The 20785-nt window shown below is 60.7% G+C and carries 24 protein-coding genes; 4 read left to right on the forward strand and 20 right to left on the reverse strand.

Annotation, left to right across the window (positions count from 1 at the left end; all coding sequences use genetic code 11):
- Window positions 1-50: 50 nt before the first annotated feature.
- Window positions 51-572, forward strand: a complete 522-nt coding sequence (gene sodC, locus ALTERO38_RS09905; protein WP_102836065.1) for a superoxide dismutase family protein — start codon at window positions 51-53, stop codon at window positions 570-572.
- 251 nt (window positions 573-823) lie between these two features.
- Here the strand turns inward: sodC and flhB are convergent, their stop codons facing one another.
- The 18 genes from flhB to fliE form a co-directional block, all read right to left on the reverse strand.
- The gene (gene flhB / locus ALTERO38_RS09910; RefSeq protein WP_102836064.1) at window positions 824-1960 is read right to left on the reverse strand and encodes a flagellar biosynthesis protein FlhB; all 1137 of its coding nucleotides are present in this window, start codon (window positions 1958-1960) and stop codon (window positions 824-826) included.
- Between the two features lie 36 nt (window positions 1961-1996).
- Window positions 1997-2776 (reverse strand): flagellar biosynthetic protein FliR, encoded by a 780-nt coding sequence (gene fliR, locus ALTERO38_RS09915; protein WP_102836063.1) that lies wholly within the window; start codon window positions 2774-2776, stop codon window positions 1997-1999.
- A 36-nt stretch (window positions 2777-2812) separates the two neighbouring features.
- Window positions 2813-3082, reverse strand: a complete 270-nt coding sequence (gene fliQ / locus ALTERO38_RS09920; protein WP_045425749.1) for a flagellar biosynthesis protein FliQ — start codon at window positions 3080-3082, stop codon at window positions 2813-2815.
- Window positions 3083-3101: 19 nt separating this feature from the next.
- The gene (gene fliP / locus ALTERO38_RS09925) at window positions 3102-3878 is read right to left on the reverse strand and encodes a flagellar type III secretion system pore protein FliP (protein WP_102836061.1); all 777 of its coding nucleotides are present in this window, start codon (window positions 3876-3878) and stop codon (window positions 3102-3104) included.
- Entirely contained in the window at window positions 3878-4297 is a 420-nt protein-coding gene (gene fliO / locus ALTERO38_RS09930) for a flagellar biosynthetic protein FliO (protein ID WP_159968280.1), read from the reverse strand. The genes fliP and fliO overlap by 1 nt, the downstream gene beginning before the upstream one ends.
- 1 nt (window position 4298) lies before the next feature.
- Window positions 4299-4769, reverse strand: coding sequence for a flagellar motor switch protein FliN (fliN, locus tag ALTERO38_RS09935; RefSeq protein ID WP_102836059.1), 471 nt, complete (start codon window positions 4767-4769; stop codon window positions 4299-4301).
- A 40-nt stretch (window positions 4770-4809) separates the two neighbouring features.
- The gene (fliM, locus tag ALTERO38_RS09940) at window positions 4810-5781 is read right to left on the reverse strand and encodes a flagellar motor switch protein FliM (RefSeq protein ID WP_102836058.1); all 972 of its coding nucleotides are present in this window, start codon (window positions 5779-5781) and stop codon (window positions 4810-4812) included.
- A 12-nt stretch (window positions 5782-5793) separates the two neighbouring features.
- On the reverse strand, window positions 5794-6324 hold the full coding sequence (fliL, locus tag ALTERO38_RS09945; RefSeq protein WP_102836057.1) for a flagellar basal body-associated protein FliL: 531 nt from the start codon (window positions 6322-6324) through the stop codon (window positions 5794-5796).
- Between the two features lie 201 nt (window positions 6325-6525).
- Entirely contained in the window at window positions 6526-7767 is a 1242-nt protein-coding gene (locus ALTERO38_RS09950; RefSeq protein WP_159968281.1) for a flagellar hook-length control protein FliK, read from the reverse strand.
- 122 nt (window positions 7768-7889) lie between these two features.
- Complete coding sequence (locus ALTERO38_RS09955) at window positions 7890-8198, reverse strand: Hpt domain-containing protein (protein WP_372239411.1); 309 nt, start codon at window positions 8196-8198, stop codon at window positions 7890-7892.
- A 76-nt stretch (window positions 8199-8274) separates the two neighbouring features.
- Entirely contained in the window at window positions 8275-9978 is a 1704-nt protein-coding gene (locus ALTERO38_RS09960) for a fused response regulator/phosphatase (RefSeq protein ID WP_159968283.1), read from the reverse strand.
- Entirely contained in the window at window positions 9978-10283 is a 306-nt protein-coding gene (locus ALTERO38_RS09965; protein ID WP_102836053.1) for an STAS domain-containing protein, read from the reverse strand. Before ALTERO38_RS09965 ends, ALTERO38_RS09960 begins: the two co-directional genes overlap by 1 nt.
- A gap of 174 nt (window positions 10284-10457) precedes the next feature.
- The gene (fliJ, locus tag ALTERO38_RS09970; RefSeq protein ID WP_159968284.1) at window positions 10458-10910 is read right to left on the reverse strand and encodes a flagellar export protein FliJ; all 453 of its coding nucleotides are present in this window, start codon (window positions 10908-10910) and stop codon (window positions 10458-10460) included.
- Window positions 10911-10913: 3 nt separating this feature from the next.
- On the reverse strand, window positions 10914-12272 hold the full coding sequence (gene fliI, locus ALTERO38_RS09975; protein ID WP_102836051.1) for a flagellar protein export ATPase FliI: 1359 nt from the start codon (window positions 12270-12272) through the stop codon (window positions 10914-10916).
- Window positions 12262-13050: a flagellar assembly protein FliH gene (fliH, locus tag ALTERO38_RS09980; protein ID WP_159968285.1), complete on the reverse strand. Its 789-nt coding sequence runs from the start codon at window positions 13048-13050 to the stop codon at window positions 12262-12264. Before fliH ends, fliI begins: the two co-directional genes overlap by 11 nt.
- Before the next feature lie 15 nt (window positions 13051-13065).
- Window positions 13066-14082 carry a flagellar motor switch protein FliG gene (fliG, locus tag ALTERO38_RS09985; protein ID WP_102836049.1) on the reverse strand — a complete coding sequence of 339 codons (1017 nt, stop codon included), beginning with the start codon at window positions 14080-14082 and terminating at the stop codon, window positions 13066-13068.
- The gene (gene fliF, locus ALTERO38_RS09990; RefSeq protein ID WP_159968286.1) at window positions 14075-15862 is read right to left on the reverse strand and encodes a flagellar basal-body MS-ring/collar protein FliF; all 1788 of its coding nucleotides are present in this window, start codon (window positions 15860-15862) and stop codon (window positions 14075-14077) included. Before fliF ends, fliG begins: the two co-directional genes overlap by 8 nt.
- A gap of 15 nt (window positions 15863-15877) precedes the next feature.
- A complete protein-coding gene (fliE, locus tag ALTERO38_RS09995; RefSeq protein WP_102836403.1) occupies window positions 15878-16207 on the reverse strand; it encodes a flagellar hook-basal body complex protein FliE in 330 nt (109 codons plus the stop codon).
- A gap of 302 nt (window positions 16208-16509) precedes the next feature.
- Here fliE and ALTERO38_RS10000 point away from each other — a divergent pair, with 302 nt between their 5' ends.
- Window positions 16510-17706: a benzoate/H(+) symporter BenE family transporter gene (locus ALTERO38_RS10000; RefSeq protein ID WP_159968287.1), complete on the forward strand. Its 1197-nt coding sequence runs from the start codon at window positions 16510-16512 to the stop codon at window positions 17704-17706.
- On the opposite strand, the gene ALTERO38_RS10005 is transcribed toward ALTERO38_RS10000, so the two are convergent.
- Window positions 17707-18468: an SDR family oxidoreductase gene (locus ALTERO38_RS10005; protein ID WP_159968288.1), complete on the reverse strand. Its 762-nt coding sequence runs from the start codon at window positions 18466-18468 to the stop codon at window positions 17707-17709.
- Window positions 18469-18681: 213 nt separating this feature from the next.
- Between ALTERO38_RS10005 and ALTERO38_RS10010 the strand changes: the two genes are divergently transcribed.
- Window positions 18682-19686, forward strand: a complete 1005-nt coding sequence (locus ALTERO38_RS10010) for an NADP-dependent oxidoreductase (protein WP_159968289.1) — start codon at window positions 18682-18684, stop codon at window positions 19684-19686.
- A gap of 48 nt (window positions 19687-19734) precedes the next feature.
- Here the strand turns inward: ALTERO38_RS10010 and pyrF are convergent, their stop codons facing one another.
- Window positions 19735-20430 carry an orotidine-5'-phosphate decarboxylase gene (gene pyrF, locus ALTERO38_RS10015; RefSeq protein WP_159968290.1) on the reverse strand — a complete coding sequence of 232 codons (696 nt, stop codon included), beginning with the start codon at window positions 20428-20430 and terminating at the stop codon, window positions 19735-19737.
- Window positions 20431-20582: 152 nt separating this feature from the next.
- On the opposite strand from pyrF, the gene ALTERO38_RS10020 reads away from it, so the two are divergent.
- Complete coding sequence (locus ALTERO38_RS10020) at window positions 20583-20750, forward strand: DUF2897 family protein (protein WP_102836043.1); 168 nt, start codon at window positions 20583-20585, stop codon at window positions 20748-20750.
- Window positions 20751-20785 lie beyond the last annotated feature (35 nt).

Consider the following 20785-nt stretch of genomic DNA (forward strand, 5'->3'; position numbering starts at 1 on the left):
TCGACGGGTGGCGTAACGCTGCCCCACTTCAGTCAGAACAGGAGCGTGCTATGAAACAGTGGTTAATCGCTGCAATGGCCGGCTGCGCCGCAATGGGCGTACAGGCCGAAACCCTTACGGTCGAGATGAACAAGGTCAATGACCAGGGCATCGCCAGCGCCGTCGGCACCGTGAAGATCGAAACCACCGATCAGGGCCTGGTATTTCGCCCCGACCTGTCTGGCCTGAATGCCGGCGCGCACGGCTTTCATGTCCACGCCAATGGCAGTTGCCAGCCAGCAGAGAAAGACGGCAAACCGGCAGCAGCGGTTGCGGCTGGCGGTCACTGGGACCCCAAGAACGCCGGCAAGCATGGCGAACCCTGGGGTGAAGGCCACATGGGAGATCTGCCGGTCCTGGTGGTTGACGCTGAGGGCAAGGCCAACCAACCGGTATTGGCACCACGCCTGAAAAGCCTCGGCGATCTCAAAGGCCACGCTTTGATGGTTCATGAAGGCGGCGACAACTATTCCGACGAGCCCAAACCGCTGGGCGGTGGCGGCGCACGAGTAGCCTGTGGGGTAATCGAGTAACGCCACTTGCGGCTTAAGCCATAAGGCAGGCTGGCCTTACCGGCCAGCTTCAGGCCCGCAAGGGTTGGCTGAATCCCACCCTATGGGGCCCTGTGCGCGGTTTGACGGATGCAGGGTGGGCTCCTGCCAAAGAGGAACAAAGAACCTGTCCTGGCAGGCCAATCAATATCCCTCTCGCATGCGCATCCCTACTTTTGCTCCCTCCGCAAGGCGCCAGGTTCGCGCTTCACGCCAAGCGTATTCCCATTCGATCATTCATCGCGGCGCAAGTCCGGCGGAATCGGCAAGCTGCTCAACGGATCCGGCCGCTTGCCCTTGCCGGAGCGGTACTGGCGTAACTGGTAGACGTAGGCCAAGACCTGCGCTACCGCAAGATACAGGCCTGCCGGAATCTCCCGGTCGAGCTCAGTCGAGTAGTAAACCGCTCGCGCCAGAGCCGGTGATTCGAGCACCGTCACCTGATGTTCGTTGGCGATTTCGCGAATTTTCAGGGCGACGAAATCCCCACCCTTGGCCACCAGCATTGGCGCCCCACCCTTGCTGCCGTCGTATTTGAGCGCCACGGCAAAGTGCGTCGGGTTGGTGATGACGACGTCCGCCTCCGGCACCGCCTGCATCATCCGCCGCTGAGCCGCGTCGCGCTGCAACTGGCGAATCCGCGATTTGACTTCAGGTTTGCCCTCGCTGTCCTTGTACTCGTCGCGCACTTCCTGCTTGGTCATCATCAGCTTCTGTTTGTTGTCCCAGAGCTGAAAAGGCACGTCCACTGCAGCGATCAGGATCAACCCGCAGGCCATCCAGAGTGCAGACCAGCCAACCACCTCCACGCTATGCATGATCGCCAAGTCCAGCGGCTGTTTGGCGATGGATAGCAGATCGTCCTGATAGGCGCTGAGGACCGCCAGCGCCACGAGCAGCACCACAAGAAACTTGCCCAGCGCTTTCAGCAGCTCGACCAGCGCCTTGGTCGAGAACATCCGTTTAAGGCCGGGCCCGGGGTTCATACGGCTGAATTTAGGCGCCATTGCCTTGGCTGAGAACAGCCAACCGCCCAGCGAGATCGGCCCGATGATCGAGACGAGCAGCAGCACGATCAGCAGCGGCATGATGGCTTCCAACGCAATCATGCCGCTGCCCATCAACAGCCTCACCATAGAGCCTTCGTCCAACAGCGTTTCGCGGCTCAATTCGAAGCTGCCCTGCATGATGGCCATCAGGCTGCCGGCCAGGCTGCCGCCGGACGCCAATAAACCGCCAATACCACCCAGTGTCACCGCCACCGTATTCAGTTCGCGGGAACGGGCCAGCTGGCCTTTTTCACGCGACTCACGGATGCGTTTCTCCGTGGGTTCCTCGCTTTTATCGGCGCCGCTTTCGCTCTCAGCCATATTCGGCCTCCGGCAGCGTTAGGGAACAAATGAGCATCAGCGTAGGCCGATCAATTCGCGCAGCATCGCCAGCGCTTCACTGACGAAGGTCTGGTACTGCGCAAGAATGTCGGCCATGCCGATCCAGACGATGATCAAACCCAGCACCAGCGTCAGCGGAAAACCGATCGAGAAGATATTCAACTGCGGCGCAGCGCGCGTCATCAGGCCGAAGGCGAGGTTAACCACAAGCAGCGCGGTGATCGCCGGCAGTACCAACAGCAGACCGGCACCCAGAACCCAACCAAGCTTGCCGGCCACTTCCCAGAAATGGTTGGTGCCTACCAGCCAACCACCGATCGGCAAAGTGGTGAAACTCTCGGTGAGAATTTCCAGCACCACCAGGTGCCCGTTCATGGCGAAGAACAGCAGAATCACCAGCATGTTGAAGAACTGGCCAATCACCGGCACCGAGACGCCGTTGGCCGGGTCGACCATCGACGCGAACCCAAGGCCCATCTGCATGGCAAGCAGCTGACCGGAGACTATGAACACCTGGAAGAACAGCTGTAGCACGAAGCCCAGCATGACCCCGATCAGGATTTGTTCCGCAATCAGCACCAGTGCCTGCCCGCTCAACGCCTCCACCACTGGCACCGCCGGCAACCCCGGGACGAGGACGACTGCAATCGCGACCGCCAGGTAAAGCCGAATCCGCATTGGCACCAGCTGGGTGCCGATGATCGGCATGCTCATCAGCAGCGCTGCAATCCGAAACAACGGCAGCAGAAATTGCCCGACCCAGGCCCCGATCTGAGCATCGCTGAGCTCAAGCACTGGCGCACCGCTTGCGAGAGGCTTCGATCATCATGGCTAGCCGATGATCAGCGGAATGTTCTGAACCAGACCCTGGGTGTACTCCATGAGCTCACGAACCAACCAGGGCCCGGCCCAGATCAGCGTCAGCAGCATGACCAACAGGCGCGGCAGAAAGCTCAAGGTTTGTTCGTTGATCTGAGTAGCGGCCTGGAACATCGCCACCACCAGGCCAACCAGCAGGCTGGGCACGACCAGCACACCGACAATCATGGCGGTCATCCAGAGCGCTTCGCGAAACAGGTCAACCGCGACTTCGGGTGTCATGAGTGTCTCCGTCTAGGCCCTAGAGCGTGCCGAAACTGCTGGCGAGCGTACCGATGATCAGACCCCAGCCGTCGACCAGTACGAACAGCATGATCTTGAATGGCAACGAAATGATCAGCGGTGAGAGCATCATCATGCCCATCGCCATCAGCACGCTGGCGACCACCATGTCGATGATCAGGAACGGAATGAAGATCATGAAGCCGATCTGGAAAGCGGTTTTAAGCTCGGAGGTCACGAAGGCGGGAACCAGGATGGTCAGTGGCGCCGCATCCGGAGTCTGAATATCGGTCCGCCGCGACAGTCGCACGAACAGCTCCAGATCACTCTCGCGGGTCTGGGCGAGCATGAAGTTTTTCAACGGCACCTCGGCGCGTGAAATAGCTTCTGGCGCCGACAGCTGCTGATTCAAGTAAGGCTGTACCGCCTCGTTGTTAATCCGCTCGAACACCGGCGCCATGATGAACAGCGTCAGAAAGATGGTCAGGCCGACAAGGATCTGGTTCGACGGTGTCTGCTGCAGGCCCAGCGCCTGACGCAAGATGGAAAAAACGATGATGATCCGGGTGAAACTGGTCATCAGCATGACAAACGCCGGGATAAAGCTCAGCGCGGTCATGATCAGCAGAATCTGCAGGCTGACCGAATATTCCTGCTGTCCCTGCGCGTCAGTACTCAGGGTAATGGCCGGTATTGACAAGGGGTTGTCGCCCTGGCTGATCAGCCCTCCTGCATCCTGGCCCACGGCAAACGGGGCGGCCAGGATCAGCAGGGCCGCCAACAACAATCGAAGCATCAGGGCTTGTCCTTATTGTCCCGCCCGAGCAGCTCCATCAGGCGCTGGGCAAACTCCGGGTTGGCAGGCTCGGCATCCGGCAGGTGTACCGGCTCCTCGAGCACATGCAATGGGGTGATTCGTCCGGCGCTCAGACCAAGCAGAACCTGTTCACTGCCGACCTGCACCAACACCAGCCGCTCGCGAGGGCCAAGCGCATGACTGGAGATCAGCTTGATCGCCTGATTGCTGCGCGGGTTCAGTTGCTGCATCCGGCGCAGCAGCCAGGCAAGCAGGAAGATCAGCCCGATGACCAGCAGCAGGCCAAGCAGCAACTTGGTCATCTGCGTGCCCATGCCGCTGCTGCTCATGCTTGCCGCAGGCTCGGCGGCCATCGCTGGCAACGCCAGGAACAACAAAGGAAAGGCCAGGCAGCGCATGTCAGCGCAACTTCTTGATGCGTTCGCTCGGACTGATCACGTCAGTCAGACGAATGCCGAATTTTTCGTTCACGACCACTACTTCGCCGTGGGCAATCAGCGTGCCGTTGACCAGTACATCCAGTGGCTCGCCGGCCAGGCGGTCCAGCTCGACCACCGAACCCTGATTGAGCTGCAACAGGTTCCGAATGCTGATTTCGGTACTGCCGACCTCCATGGAGATCGATACCGGGATATCCAGGATAACGTCCAGGTTAGGGCCTTCCAGACCAGCGGGCACCGCGGCCGCCTTGGGACTGCTGCCGAACTCCTCCAGCGGCGCACGAGGCGGCGCTGGCGCTGCCGCCGGCCCCTGATTCAGCAAGGCATCGATGTCATCCTGATTGGCGTCACCGGCCTCAGCCAGCGCCGAAGCCCATTCATCCGCCAGTGCCTGCTCGTCGGCGGAAGTGTTTTCGTGTTCGTCTGCCATCGCTAATCCTCGACCGGCGGGTAATTGAATAAAGACTGAATCAACGTGGTCGCAATACGGATTCGAGCACTTGCAGGGCCAGGTTGCCCTTGTGCGCACCCAGCTTGACCTTGAACGCCGGCATGCCATTGGCGCGCATGATCATGTCTTCGGGCATTTCCACCGGGATCACGTCGCCCGGCTGCATGTTGAGAATCTCGCGCAGCTTGAGCTGACGCCGCACCACCGTCGCACTGAGCGGCACATTCACATCGAGCACGTCCTCGCGCAGCGCGTTGACCCAGCGCTCGTCTTGATCGCTGACATCGGACTGAAAACCGGCGTCGAGCATCTCGCGGATCGGCTCGATCATCGAGTACGGCATTGTGACGTGGAAATCGCCGCCGCCGCTTTCAAGCTCGATATGAAACGTCGACACCACCACCACTTCGCTGGGGCTGACAATGTTGGCCAGTGCCGGATTCACTTCCGAATGCACGTACTCGAAGTTCACGTCGAGCACTGCGTGCCAGGCTTCCTTGAGGTCGACAAAGGCCTGATCCAGCACCATTCGCACCACCCGCAATTCGGTGGGGGTGAATTCCCGGCCCTCGATCTTGGCGTGCCGACCGTCACCACCAAAGAAATTATCCACCAGCTTGAACACCAGCTTGGCGTCGAGGATGAACAGCGACGTACCACGCAAAGGCTTGATCTTTACTAGGTTGAGGCTGGTCGGTACATACAGCGAGTGTATGTATTCACCAAACTTCATCACCTGCACGCCGCCGACCGAAACATCCGCCGAACGGCGCAGCAGGTTGAACATGCTGATGCGTGTGTAGCGGGCAAAACGTTCGTTGATCATCTCCAGGGTGGGCATGCGTCCGCGAACGATGCGGTCCTGGCTGGTCAGGTCGTAACTCTTGATGCTGCCCGGTTCGGAATCGCTTTCGGTATCGACCAGACCGTCGTCAACTCCGTGCAGGAGCGCGTCGATCTCGTCTTGCGAGAGCAGGTCTTGAACAGCCATCTGGAACGACCCCTATTGCAATACGAAGTTGGTGAACAGCACTTGCTCGACCGCAAGCTTGCCGATTTCCTTCTGCGCCAGCTCCTGAACGCTGGCGGTCGCCTGCTGACGCAGCATTTCCTGGCCCACCGGCGTCGCCAGGCTGGCAAAGTCCTGACTGGAGAACAACATAACCAGTTGATTGCGTAACAAGGGCATGTGTTCCTTCAATCCGTCGAGGGCTGCCTGATCGCGCGACATCAGCGCAACACTGACTTGCATGTAGCGTTGACGCCCACCGGCATTGGTGAAGTTGACAATGAAAGCCGGCGCCAGCACTTCGTAGATCGCCGCCTGGCGCTGGGGCGCGGCATCCTCGCTTGCAGCCTCGTCCGCCGGCTTGTCTGCCTCACCTTTAGACATGAAGTACAAGGTAGCGCCGACCGACACCCCGACAGCCAGCAGCAATCCGAGGACGATCATGATGATCAGTTTGAGCTTGCCCTTCCCTTCGGTCGCAGCCGCAGGACTCGGGACGTCCGGAGGTCCTTGTTTCTTTGCCATGCCAAATATCCGTCATCACAAGTGTTATCACTCGCCTCATCACGATGCGAGCAACTGCTGTGCCAAAGTATCGACTAGCGAACAGGCAGCGTAAACGATTGCCATGCTGCGTCCTCTTTTTGCAGACGAATAGTCGGAACCGCAATCAGCGCGGGCAAAAAAAACCGGGCTAGAAGCCCGGTTCCGGTCAGCCTGTGGTGGTCACGCGTAGTAATCCACCAAGCCGCGGTCGCCACCGGCACGTGCGGAGCTGATTTCCATGCTGCCTTGCACGACCTCATCTTCCCCTGCAGTCGATACACCGGCGACGCCTCGGTCTCGCGACTCGCCGCCGCTGCCGTCACCGCGCCACCCTCGGGACTGGTCAGAGACGTTTACGTCCATCGTCATCCCCTGCTGGGTGAACATATCGCGCAATCGCTGCATCTGCCCTTCCAGCGCATCGCGTACGCCAGCGTGCGGACTGAGGAAGGTTACCTGGGTCTGATCCTTGGTCATGTCGATACGGACCTCCATGCGGCCCAACTCGGCGGGATCAAGCTGGATCTCGGCCGACTTGAGGTTCTGGCTCGACAACCACATGACCCGATCCACCACCGCTTCACTCCAGCCAGACTGCTGCATCTGTACCGGTTGGCCCGGCACCATTGGCGGCTTGAGTATCTGCTGCATCTGGTTTTGCTGCGCGATCGCCTGGGTCAGGGGGTTCAGACGATTGATCGCGGCTTCGCTGGCGTTTGCGCGGCTTTCTTTGGGCGCTTCCAGTTGCTCGAGTAGCTCGGCGAAGCCTTCTTCTGGTGAGCTTTCGTCAGCCTCGTCGACCAGCTTTTCACCCAACAGGCTCGTCGAGACTGCCTCCTTGGCGTCCAACGTGGGCTCTTCGGCCGGAGCGAGGCTCGCCACTACAGGGCTCTTCTGAGCGGTGGATTGAATGTCCAGCGTCCGCTGCCCAGCCAGCACCGTTTCGCCATCTGCCGGAACATCCTCTGCAACCGCTTGTGGCTGCGCCAGACCAACCAAAAACTCACTGCCGGTCAACGGCGGCTCTTCGACCACCGCTTCCGTGCTGACCTCACCCTGCCCGCCCATGCCGAACAGCAGCAACGGATCAAGCTCGGCTTCGGCGGTCGGAACGCTGTCATCGACCGTCTCGAGACTGGCCGGCAAATCGTTGCCGGTTTCGTTCGCGACCGGCTTTTCGACGCCACTGGCCTTGTCGGTTTCCTGACTCGGCTCCTCGCCGGCGGCCTTGTTTCGGACTGGCTTCGCCGACGCACCTTGCGCCTCGGCAGGCTTGCCCTGACGCTCTTTTGCGTACACGTTAGCGAAGCTGGAAGCCTCATCCCGACTGGACTGTGGAGCAGGCTTGGGGGATATGCCCGCCGACTTGGCGGCGGCAGTCGGGGCCTTGATATTGAGCAACAGATCGGGGGAAACGGCCATGGATCTTTCCGCTGGGAGTGGGGACGTGTAGATGCCTAAGCAAACTCCGGGCCAGCCAGCACGAGGTGATGAGTCAAAGGCAACTTAGCGAACCGCAGCGGATCTGCCGGTACAGGCGTTGATCAGGCAGGTCCGCTCCAACGCTGGCGTTCGGCCCGATAGAGAATGCGCACAATGGCAAATTCGCGCTCTATGCGCTCGATCAACGCTGGCGCCTCGTCGAGCTGCTCGCGTCTGGCGGTTTCCTCCATCTCGCGACAAAGTTCTGCCAGCAGCGCGGCGCCCATATTGCTGCAGCTCCCTTTGAAACTGTGCGCAGCCTGGCGCAGGCTCTCTGCTTGGCCGCTCCGGCAGGCCGCCTGTAACAGACGCAGTCGCTCTTCCGAATCGACGAGAAAAGTATCCAGCAGCACCGGGTACTCCGCTTCCATCACTTCCTGAAGGGTTCCCAGCACGCTGTTGTCGAGATGTTCGGCCACGGAGATGCTCCTGGCTGTAAACGGCGGATTATGCATGACCGACCCAATGAAACTCTACGTTGAGCACCTTGCCATCAGGCTGCCAATAAAAGCGCTCGCTTAACTGGCGAATCATACGCAGGCCTCGCCCACCCAGCTGCTCGCTGCAGTACTGCTGATTCAGCGCACGCTGCACATCGAAGCCCGGACCACTGTCGCGGACAGTGATGCGCAGATATCCGCTGCCCCCTTCAGACTTGACGGTCAACTCGATGGACACGAACCCTTCGTCAAGCGCTTCCAGGCGTCGCTGACGCTCCCGGTAATAGCTGGCGAAGCCTTCCGCATCGCTTTTGATCGATGAATCGAGCAACAGCACCCCATGCTCCATGGCATTGGAATAAAGCTCGCTCAACACTGTGAAAATTGTTCCTACCCGATAGCGCAAGGGTGAAATCTGCAGCAGCAGCTGCATCGTCATAGGCAAAGGGTCGGCCGTGCGCAGGCTGTCAGGCCGCAACTCGAAGCAGGTCGTCCAGTCCCGCGGACGCAACTCCCGACTTCCTAACGGATAGACATGGGAAAGGTGGGCTGCAGTCTCCTCCGACTCGGCCAACATGCTCACTTCGACGAGGCTCAGGTCGTCAAGTATTTGACCATGGAAGGCCTGCAGTGCTTCCTGTACGTCGTCGAACAGTGTCGCCGGGTTGCGGTTGGCCTCAATCACTGCAAGCAACCGCTGTTCGCCAAACAGCTGATCGTCAGCGTTGCGGCTCTCCAGCAACCCGTCTGACAACAGCAACAAGCGATCACCCATCGCCAAGGGGAGTGTCTCGAAGCTGTCATCGAATGACGACGCTTCACGCACGCCCAAGGGCAGATGCCTGGACCGCAAAGGCAACCAATCGCCGTCCGCCTTGAGCAGATAACCGTCGGGCAAACCACCGTTCCACACACGCAGGATCCCCTGCTCGAGGTTGATGTCGAGAAAGGTCGCGCAGCAAAACATTTCCACCGGCAGGATCAGTTTCAACTTGGCGTTGATATCGCGAAGGATCTGGTTGCTCGAATAGCCCTTGGCAGTCATCCCGTAAAAGGTTTCTGCCAACGGCATGGCGCCTACCGCGGCCGGCAGACCATGGCCGGTGAAGTCGCCGAGCAGCACGAACATCCTGCCGGCAGGCGCTTGAGCAGCCAGTAAAAGATCGCCATTGAACAGTGCTCGAGGAGACTGCCGGTAACGAATGTTAGGAGCGTTCAGGCAGCCGGCGTGGGCGACCTTGTCGAAAATCGCCTTCGCCGCTCGTTGCTCGTCGAGCAATTGCTGGTTGCGGCGCCCGATGAGATCGCGCTGCTCCAGGACAGTCGCCTGCAATCGCCGCAAGCGGTGCATGGCCTGGATCTTCGCTTCCAGAATGATCGGGTTGTACGGCTTGGCGATAAAGTCATCGCCGCCCGCCTCAAGACAGCGAACCAGCGCTTCGTTCTCGGTCAGCGAAGTGAGAAAGATGATCGGGACCAGTTCATTGCCAGCCAGCCGCTTGATCTGTTGTGCCGCTTCGAAGCCGTCCATCACTGGCATCAACGCATCCATCAACACCAGCTGCGGACGTTCGCGCTCGAACAGGCTGATCGCCTCGGCGCCATTGGCCGCGGTGGTCACTCGATGGCCCTGGCGGCGAACGATGGCCGCCAACAGCATGCGGTCGGCCGCACCATCCTCGGCAATGAGTATGGAGAGCCGACCAGGCATCAGGCTATTGCGAACAATTGTTCGAAGTTGGAAACCGCAAGAACTTTGCGCACATCAGGGTTGCAGTTGACCAAACGAATATCGGCTTTTTCGCTGCCGCCGTGATCACGCAGCAAGAGCAACATGCCCAGAGCAGAGCTGTCGAGATAAGTCGCGCCGTCGAGGTCGACCACATAGCGTCGGGGCGAGCTCCCGGCATTCTGATAGGCGTCCCGAAAGGCCTGGTGGGTGTTGAAATCGAAGCGCCCCTGAATCGTAATGGTCAGCTCCTGTCCATCTGCCGATAGCTGTGAACTGATGGTCATCTAGCACTCCTGTTTCGAACGAGGTCGTGACCTTTCGCCACGGCTGTCGTTATTGCTGGGTTGGTGCCGGCCCGCCGATTGGCGCCTCGTCCAACGACTGCAGCTTCAGTTCCAGCCGCACTGTTGTAAAGAAGCTGGTGAAGATTTAGCACCCAAAGTCCGGCACAGCAAGCTTCAATCGGGTTTGGGGCGGCTGGACAGTCGCTGGGAAAACTCGTCCAGCAGCTTTTGCTCTCGCTTGTCCGCTGCGGTCCTCGCCTCCTGCAGGTAGCGTTCGACCAGTTTACGCAGACCGTCGAGCCGCGCTCGCCGCTGCTGCCATTGCTCGCGCAGCTTGTCGAGGTTGTTGCGGTGCCAATCCAGGCTGCGCTGCTGTTGTCCGATAGCCGACTCGAGCTGAGAGAGAAAGCGCTGGTAGTTCATCAGCCATTGGCCGGACACGCCTTGGCTGCCTTGGGCCATCCACTGCTGCTGGTAATCGGCAAAGTATTGCCGTAACTCGCCCAGTTTGGCTTCGGCCTGTGCGACTTGCGTCTGGCCTTGTCCAAACAGCTTCGCAGCCTCTCGCTCGGCACACTCGGCCATATCGATCACCGGCGCCAGGCGCGCCGCTCGGCTGGCCGGCAAGGTTTAGCCTGCTGCCTTGGGATTGAATACGCTGGCCAGCAGCGCTTCGCTCTGGGCCAGGTGTTCGGCCTCGTTCAGGCCCTGCCGGAGGTAGCGAACCATCTCCGCCTGCCGGGCGATGGCGAGGTCGGTTTCCGGATCACCACCAGGCACATAGGCGCCGACACTGATCAGATCCCGGCTTTGCTGAAAGCGCGACCAGAGTTGCTTGAAGCGCTGGGCATTGCGCATATGCTCGGCGCTGACTACCTGCGGCATGACCCGACTGATCGAGGCCTCGATGTCGATGGCGGGGTAATGCCCCTCCTCAGCCAAGCGGCGAGAAAGCACAAAATGGCCGTCGAGCACACCGCGCGCCGCATCGGCGATCGGATCTTGCTGGTCGTCCCCCTCAGACAAGACGGTATAGAACGCCGTGATCGAGCCACCGCCCTCTTCCGCGTTGCCCGCGCGCTCCACCAGGCTTGGCAGCTTGGCAAACACCGACGGCGGGTAACCCTTGGTCGCGGGCGGCTCGCCGATGGCCAGGGCGATCTCGCGCTGGGCCTGGGCGAAGCGGGTCAGCGAGTCCATCAACAACAGCACGTTTTTGCCTTTGTCGCGGAAATACTCGGCGATGCGCGTGCAGTACATGGCGGCGCGCAGGCGCATCAAGGGTGCATCGTCCGCCGGCGAAGCCACCACCACCGAACGCTTGATGCTTTCTTCGGTGAGGATGTTCTCGATGAATTCCTTCACTTCCCGACCACGCTCGCCGATAAGCCCGACAACGATGATGTCGGCCTCGGTAAAGCGCGTCATCATGCCCAGCAGGACCGATTTACCAACGCCGGTGCCGGCAAAAAGGCCAAGACGCTGGCCACGGCCCACGGTGAGCAGGCCATTGATGCTGCGGATCCCCACGTCCAGCGGGTCGCTGATCGGATGACGCTTGAGCGGGTTGATCACCGGGCCATCCATCGGCACCCAGTCTTCGGCCTTCATCCCGCCCTTTCCATCCAATGCACGCCCTGCTCCGTCCAGCACGCGGCCAAGCATCGAGGTTCCCATCGGCAGGCGTCCGGTGTTGGCCAGCGGCACGACGCGGGCCCCCGGTGCAATGCCAGCGAGGCTGCCCACCGGCATCAGGTAGAGTTTGCCGCCGGAAAAGCCCATGACCTCTGCCTCGACCTGGGTCGGATGGTAGCTGTCCTCGTTGATCACCAGGCAGCGGCTGCCAACAGCCGCGCGCAAGCCTTCGGCTTCCAGCGTCAGCCCAACCATACGCAACAACCGACCCTCGAGGATCGGTTGGCTGGGAAGCTTGATCGCCTCGCCGTAGGTTTCGAAGCGCTTGGCGAAGCTGGTGCGCTCAAGACGCATCGGGATTGTCCAGGCCTGGATCCAGATTCAGGTGCAAGTCAGCCTCGGGTGGACTGGTGGCGTTCTCGCGCTGCTGTTCGAACAACTGCTTGATAGCCTGCCCCAGGCGGGTCTCGATACTGGCGTCGATGCGGCTTTGCTCGGTTTCGATGCGGCAGCCGCCGGGCAGCAGATCACTGTCTTCTACGATTTTCCAGGTCTCTTCGTGGCGCTCGCGCAGCGCTTTCACCAGATCGAAATCTTGCGGGTTGATGTAGATGCGCACGTTGCTGGCGCCCATCGGCAGCAATTTGAGTGCTTCGCGCAGCACTTGGCGGATCTGGCTGGAATCGATCAGCAGGTCGCGTTGAATCACTTCGCGGGCCAGCTGACTGACCAGCGTGACCATGGCGTGTTCAAGGTTGCGATCCTGGTCGGCGATGGGTTCGAGCAGCTGCGTCATCAACTTTTCCAAACTATCCAGCTTGGGCGTAAGCGCCGCCTCGGCCTCCTGCTTGGCTTTGAGCTGACCGGCGTGAAACCCGTCCTTCTCGCCAGTACTGAAACCTTCGTTGTACGCCTCCTGACGGATTGCCTCGAGCTCGTCGAGCGTCAGCGGTTTGACTTCCTCGACCGGCACGTCTTCGCTGCGTGACAAGTTCTCGTCTTCGACCGGCTCCTCGTCAATCTCTGGGTCTTCCGGCTCGGCACCCAGAGGGTCGAAGCTCGGCAAGGCCCAGCGATCAAACACGTTGACGTCTTTCGCGCGGATTACGTCGCTGGGGTTTTCCTTGGACATACGGCTCGCTTAGACCTAGAGCATTTCTTCACCGCCCTTGCCACCGAGCACGATTTCTCCGGCTTCGGCCATGCGACGGGCAATGGTGAGGATTTCTTTCTGAGCGCCTTCGACTTCGCTGACACGCACCGGCCCTTTGGCTTCCAGGTCGTCACGCAGCAGTTCGCCGGCACGTTTGGACATGTTCTTGAAGATCTTTTCCTTGATGGCGTCATCGGCGCCCTTGAGCGCCAGCACCAGCACATCCGAGGATACTTCACGCAACAGCACCTGGATGCCCCGGTCGTCGACATCGGCGAGGTTGTCGAAGACGAACATCAGGTCCTCGATCTGCGACGAGAGGTCCTCATCCACATCGCGAATGGCGTCCATCAGCTGGCCTTCGACCGAGCTGTCGAGGTAGTTCATGATGTCCGCCGCGCGCTTGACGCCGCCCAGCGTCGCCCGCGTGGTATTGGCGTTGCCGGAGAACTGTTTCTCCAGGATCAGGTTCAGCTCCTTCAGCGCCGCCGGCTGCACGGTGTTGAGCGACGACACGCGCAGTACGATGTCGAGCCGTACCTTGTGGTCGAAGTGCGAAAGCACCTCGCCCGCCTGATCGGGGTCAAGGTAGGCGACGACGATCGCCTGGATCTGTGGGTGCTCGTAGCGGATCACGTCAGCGACCGCCCGTGGCTCCATCCACTTGAGGCTGTCTAGGCCGCTGGTGTTGCCGCCGAGCAGAATGCGGTCAATCAAGCCGCCGGCTTTGTCCTCGCCCAGCGCCTGGGTGAGCATCTTGCGGATATAGCCATCCGAACCGACCCCGAGACTGGTCTGGTCGCCAACAATCTCGACGAACTCCCCCATCACCTGTTCAATCTGGTTTTTTTGCACGTTGCGCAATTGCGCCATCGCCGTGCCGACCTTCTGCACTTCCTTCGGCCCGAGGTGACGCAATACCTGCGCGGCATCGGCCTCGCCCAGCGAGAGCAGCAGGACCGCAGCCTTGTCGACCTTGTTCAGCTTGACGGGATTTCGAGCATCACTCATCTGCGTTGATCCACTCTTTGACAACCTGAGCCACCCGGCCCGGGTCCTCTGCTACCAGATTCTTGATGGCATTCAATTGCGCATCGTATCCCTCGGTCGGGCTCGGCAGCATGATGCTCTGCGGGCCGCTCAGGCTGACGCGGTCGCTCGAAAGCGCACCGTCTATGCCTTCCATGTCACCAAGTTCGGCATCGCCACCCACCGTTTGCAATTCCTTGCTCTTGCCGGCGTTGGTCAGATTGTTCAGTACGGGCCTTAGCACGCCGAACACCAACACCAGGATGAACAGGACGCCGAGCACTTGCTTGACGATGTCCCAGAACCACGGCTGCGAGTAGAACGGAATGTCGATGAACGTCTCGTCGAGCGAATCAGCAGCGAACGGGGCATTGATCACGCTGACGCTGTCACCACGGCTCGCATCGAAACCAACAGCATCCTGTACCAGCCGGGTGAAGCGCGCCAGTTCTTCGGCGGTACGCGGTACGCGAGTCGTGGTTCCGTCAGCTGCAACCGTCGTCTGGTCGTCGAGCACCACAGCAACCGACAGGCGACGCAGGCGCCCCTGCTGCTGCTTGGTGTAACTGATCGAGCGGTCCAGCTCGTAGTTGCGGGTCGCCTGCTCGCGCTTGTCTGCCGGATACGGCGCCAACATCGGTTGGCCTGTTGCCGGGTCCATGACCTGCTGGCCGTTGGCGTCCAGCAGCGGCTGGCCCGGAGCAATGGCGCCCGCCGCGCCGGCCTGCCCGGCGACAGCATTCTCGGGCGCGGCAGCGGGCCCCGGTGGCTGATTGCTGAGAGCGCCAGGCACACCTTGCGGACCGAGGCTGCTCTGACGCTGCTCGCTAACGCTCTGCTCACTGCGCAGTGCCGGTTGGTCCGGGTTGAATGTCTCGGAGGTGGACTCTACCGCGCTGAAATCTACATCGGCAGACACTTCGGCCTTGTAGCGACCGCTGCCCAGCACCGGCTGCAGGATATTGTGCACGCGCTGGGTGTAGAGGCTCTCCATGCGGCGACTGTAGTCGAACTGCTTGCCGGCCATGCTCAGCTCGGTGAGTTCCTGCTGATCGGACAGCAGGTTGCCCTTCTGATCGACCACGGTAATTTGTGATTTGGTGAGTTCCGGCACGCTGGTCGCGACCAGGTTGATGATCGCCATCACCTGACTTGGCTCGAGATTGCGCCCCGGATAGAGCTCAACCAGAACCGATGCGCTCGGCTTGCGCTCGTCGCGGACGAAAACTGAACTCTTTGGAATGGCCAAGTGGACGCGCGCGCCCTTGACGTTGTTCAAGCTGGAAATGGTACGACCCAGCTCGCCTTCGAGACCACGGCGATAGCGGGTGGCTTCCATGAACTGACTGGTGCCGAGGCCTTGTTCTTTATCGAGAATCTCAAAGCCGATATTGCTGTCGGTCTGGGCAATGCCGGCGCTGGCCAGCTTCAGCCGCGCACGGGCAAGGTCGTCGGCCTTGACCAACAGGGCGCCGGAGTTGGGCTCTACCGTGTAGGAAATGTCTGCAGCTGCCAGGGTTTCCATCACCTGGTTGGCGTCCATTCCGGCAAGGCTGCCCAGCAGTGGGCGATAATCCGGTTGCTGTGACCAAAGCACCACGGCAAAGCCGATGGCGACGCTCGCTGCCAGACCGACCAGCAGGCCGATCTGCCGCAGCATCGACATTTCGGAAAGGTTTTCCAGAAAGGACAGGCCCAGCAGAGGCTTCTTCGGGCCTTCCGAAGCAACCGGCACTGGAACTTTGCTAAGCGCGTCAGCCATTGTTCAAATCCTGCCTTAAACCGGCATCTGCATGATGTCTTGGTACGCCTGAACCAGCTTGTTGCGCACCTGGGTCATCGCTTGAAAAGAGACGCTGGCTTTCTGGGAGGCGATCATGACTTCAGTCAGGTCGATGCCGCCCTGGCCCATCTCGAAGGCAGTAGCCAACTGGCTGGAGGCCTGCTGGGTTTCGTTCACTTTATTGACGGCCTGGCCGAGCATGTCGGAAAAGCTCGAAGCACCCACCTCCGGGGCCGCCGTCACAGGCTTGGAGCGCGCCATTGCATCGGTCTGCATGGCCCGCATTTCCAGCATCAAGCGATTGAATTCGATACCCTGACTCATCATTCCTCCAACAGCTGCGGTTTTTTTGACGCCTCGCAGCAGGCACAGGAGTAATAGCAACATCGGTGCCAGTGTCAGCACGGCCATCACCGTGCCTCTCGACATGGGAGACGAACGGCGCTGAGGGGTGCGGGTGACTGTTACGCTGATCGCGCCGTTGGCTGTACCGCGACGCGAAGCGCGTGACGCCCTAGCCTGTCGTCATACCGCCTGCAGACGCCTGTTGAGGCAGAACACCAGTTCACTCGTGAGCCTTCTGCAATTCCTGTGAATCCATTTCCGAACCGGACCCCAAGCCGACGATGACCGCCACCGCCGCTCAACCTTACCGTCTATTCAAGGACAGCTCGGCCTCTACCGTCGTGGCTGGCTTCATCGCCATGCTCACCGGCTATACCAGCTCGCTGGTGCTGATGTTCCAGGCCGGCCAGGCTGCCGGGCTCAGCGGCGCCCAGATCTCCTCCTGGATCTGGGCACTGTCGATCGGCATGGCGATCTGCAGCATCGGATTGTCGTTGCGCTACCGAACGCCGGTCGTGATCGCCTGGTCGACCCCGGGCGCCGCGTTGCTGATCAGCAGCCTGCCCGGCGTTCCGTACAGCGAAGCGATCGGCGCCTTTATCTTTGCTTCAGCGCTGATCGCCCTGTGCGGGCTCACCGGCAGCTTCGAGCGGTTGATGCGCAAGGTACCCGCATCGCTGGCAGCCGCGTTGCTGGCGGGCGTCCTGTTCAACATTGGCAGCGAGATTTTCCGCGCGGTTGAAGTCCAGCCGATTCTGGTTCTGGCGATGTTCTTCAGCTATCTACTGTTCAAGCGCGTGCAGCCCCGCTATGCGGTGCTGTCGGCACTTCTGGTCGGCTGTGCATTGTCGGCCGGGCTCGGTCTGCTGGACTTCCGCCAGCTGAGTCTGGAAGTGGCGGTGCCGGTCTGGACCACGCCCAGCTTGTCACTTGCGGCCATCTTCAGCATCGGCATACCGCTGTTCGTGATCGCCATGGCCTCGCAAAACATGCCAGGGCTGGCAGTGCTTCGCGCTGAGGGCTATCAGGTGCCGGCCTCACCACTGATCTCGGTGACGGGCATCGCCTCGGTATTGCTGTCACCCTTTGGCTCCCACGGTATTCATCTGGCAGCGATCACCATGGCTATCTGCAGCGGGCCGGAAGCGCATCCAGACCCGGCGAGACGCTACACCGCAGCCGTCTGGTGCGGCGTTTTCTACGGCATCGCCGGGATTTTCGGCGCCACGCTGGCAGCCCTGTTCGCATCCTTTCCGGCAGCGTTGGTGTTGTCCATCGCAGCGCTCGCCCTGCTCGGTTCGATCGGTAGCGGCCTGACTCAGGCCATGCAAACGCCGCGCGAGCGCGAAGCGGCGCTGATTACCTTCATGGTGACGGCGTCGGGGCTGACGCTTTTCGGCATCGGCTCCGCGCTGTGGGGATTGGTCGCGGGTGTGCTGACGCTGTTGATCGTCAGCGCACCCAAGCGATCAGCCTGATCAGATTGCCGTGGCTCCGCCATCGACCGCAAGTGCGTGACCGGTGGTAAAGGCCGCAGCATCGCTGCAGAGGTAGAGCACGGCAGCAGCAATTTCCTCGACCTTGCCTACGCGACCGACCGGGTGCATGGCCGCGGCAAACTCCGCTTTGCGTGGGTCTGCCTCATAAGCACGACGAAACATGTCGGTATCGATCACCGCAGGACAGACGGCGTTGACCCTGATTTTCTTCTTGGCGTACTCGATGGCCGCCGACTTGGTGAGGCCGATGACCGCATGCTTGGACGCCGAATAGATGCTCATTTTCGGCGCCGCCCCCAGGCCCGCCACCGAGGCCGTGTTGACGATGGCGCCGCCACCCTGGGCGAGCATCAACGGCAGCTGGTGTTTCATGCACAGCCAGACCCCTTTGACGTTGACTCCCATGATGGCGTCGAACTCGGCTTCACTGCCTTCAGCCAGGCGGCCCTGTTCGATTTCAATCCCGGCATTGTTGAACGCATAGTCGATGCGCCCATAGGTCGCCACCGCCTGCTCGACCATCGCCTTGACCTCTGCGTCGCGGGTGACGTCGCAGCGCACGAACTCCGCCTCGCCACCGGCCTGGCGAATCGCTTCAGCGCATGCTGCTCCACCGGCCTCGTCCACATCGGCCACCACCACCTTCAGCCCCTGTTCGGCAAACGCCAACGCCGTCGCACGGCCAATGCCCGCTGCACCACCCGTAACCAATGCAACCTGACCGGAAAAACACATGCTCATGCTAGATACCCTGATCGATTGAAGAAAGGCGCCAGTCCTAATGTGACTGCAAGCCATATGCTGGTCATGGTTATACCGCCATCCCGAGATCCGCTTAAGCAGTAGCTGGCGATATCACTCACGCGGATGCCATTGCATTCCAGCGTGACCGTCTTACTTGCGGTGCTGCCTCAGGGAGGCTAAACCAACGGTTTGCACACACAAGAGGCTCCCATGGACAAGACCAATCGCCAGTTCCTGCTGGCCAAGCGCCCCGTCGGCGCACCTGACCGCGCAACATTCGAGTTCGCTGAAAAGCCACTGGGCGAACCCGGCTCGAACCAGATACTGGTGAAGAACGAATACCTGTCGCTTGACCCAGCCATGCGCGGCTGGATGAACGATGCCAAGTCGTACATTCCCCCGGTTGGCATCGGCGAGGTGATGCGTGCGCTAGGCGTGGGCAAGGTCATTGCCTCCCAACACCCAGGGTTCGCCGAAGGCGATTACGTCAATGGCGCACTTGGCGTGCAGGACTATTTCCTCGGCGAGCCGAAAGGCTTCTACAAAGTCGATCCGAACCAGGCCCCGCTGCCTCGCTACCTGTCTGCGCTGGGCATGACTGGCATGACAGCCTATTTCGGTCTGCTGTCGGTCGGCGAGCCAAAAGCCGGTGAAACTGTGGTGATCTCCGGCGCAGCAGGCGCAGTTGGCAGCGTCGCGGGCCAGATCGCCAAGATCAAAGGCTGTCGCGTAGTCGGGATCGCCGGCGGTGCGGACAAGTGCCGCTTCCTCACCGAGGAGCTCGGTTTCGATGCGGCTATCGACTACAAGAGCGAAGACGTTGCCGCCGGCCTGAAGCGCGAATGCCCGAAAGGCGTTGATGTGTACTTCGACAACGTCGGCGGTGACATCCTCGACGCGGTGCTGACGCGCATTGCTGTGGGCGCGCGCATCGTCATCTGCGGCGCCATCAGCCAGTACAACAACAAGGAAGCGGTCAAGGGACCGGCCAACTACCTGTCGCTGCTGGTCAACCGCGGCAGAATGCAGGGCATGGTGGTGATGGACTACGTTTCACGCTATCCAGAAGCCATGAAAGACATGGCGGGCTGGATGCAAAGCGGCGAGCTGAAGAGCAAGGAAGACATCGTTGAAGGGCTGGAAACCTTCCCGGAGACGCTGATGAAACTGTTCACCGGCGGCAACTTCGGCAAGCTGGTGCTGAGGGTCAGCTAAGCGGATGGTGAATGAGCCGGCCGCGGCCATCGCGGCCGGCTTTTTAGTTCACGCCAGTTCTGCGACGACCGCCGCCAGCGCTTGAGCCGGGTCCGCGGCCTGAGCGATTGGGCGGCCGATCACCAGGTAATCAGAACCTGCCTGAATTGCCTGCGCAGGCGTGAGAATGCGCCGCTGATCATCCGCTGCGCTGCCGGCGGGACGAATGCCCGGCGTCACCAGCTGCAGTCCGGCGAACTGCGCTTTCAGTGATTGCGCCTCCTGAGCCGAGCAGACCAGCCCATCGAGCCCAGCCTTTTCCGCCAGCCCCGCAAGCCGCAATACCTGCTGCTGCGGTTGTAGATCCAACCCGATATCAGCCAGGTCCGCCTGCTCCATGCTGGTCAACACTGTCACGCCGATGAGCAGAGGCTTTTGCCCGCTCAGCGTGTCCAGAGTTTCGCGACAAGCCGCCATCATCCGCAGACCACCCGAGCAATGTACGTTCACCATCCACACGCCCAGCTCTGCCGCCGCCTTGACGGCCATCGCCGTGGTATTGGGGATGTCGTGGAATTTCAAGTCTAGAAACACCTCGAACCCCTTGGCCTGCAACGCTTCCACCACCGGCGGACCGCAGCGGGTGAACAGTTCCTTGCCAACCTTGACGCGACATAGCGCCGGATCCAATTGCCCGGCCAAAGCCAATGCAGCATCACGGGAGGGAAAATCGAGCGCAACAATGATCGGCGTCTGGCAGGGCATGGCAAGTCCTCGGCAAAATTCGGCGCGCATTGTCGCAGAAAAACAACTTTTGAGCGGAGCCGCTCAAGCCACGCCGTGTTGCACCGGTATGGCTTCACAATGCAGCCCGGCGTAAGGTGGTATGCATACAGATCAAGCTACTGGAGAAGTCCATGCCCTGGTACATCTGGCTTTTACTGGTTCTCGTCATTGGCACGATCATCGGCGGCCTGCTGATGTTGCGTGCCGGGGCGCGCAAGATTCCGCTGACCGAAGAGCAAAAACAGCGCATTGCTCAGCGCAACGCCGAAGCAGACGCCCAGGACGCTCGGGACCGATAAGCCCTTACAACCTTGGTTTGGTGTCGCACCCTCAC

Source organism: Pseudomonas sp. 9Ag, assembly GCF_902506445.1.
GTDB lineage: Bacteria > Pseudomonadota > Gammaproteobacteria > Pseudomonadales > Pseudomonadaceae > Stutzerimonas > Stutzerimonas stutzeri_AB.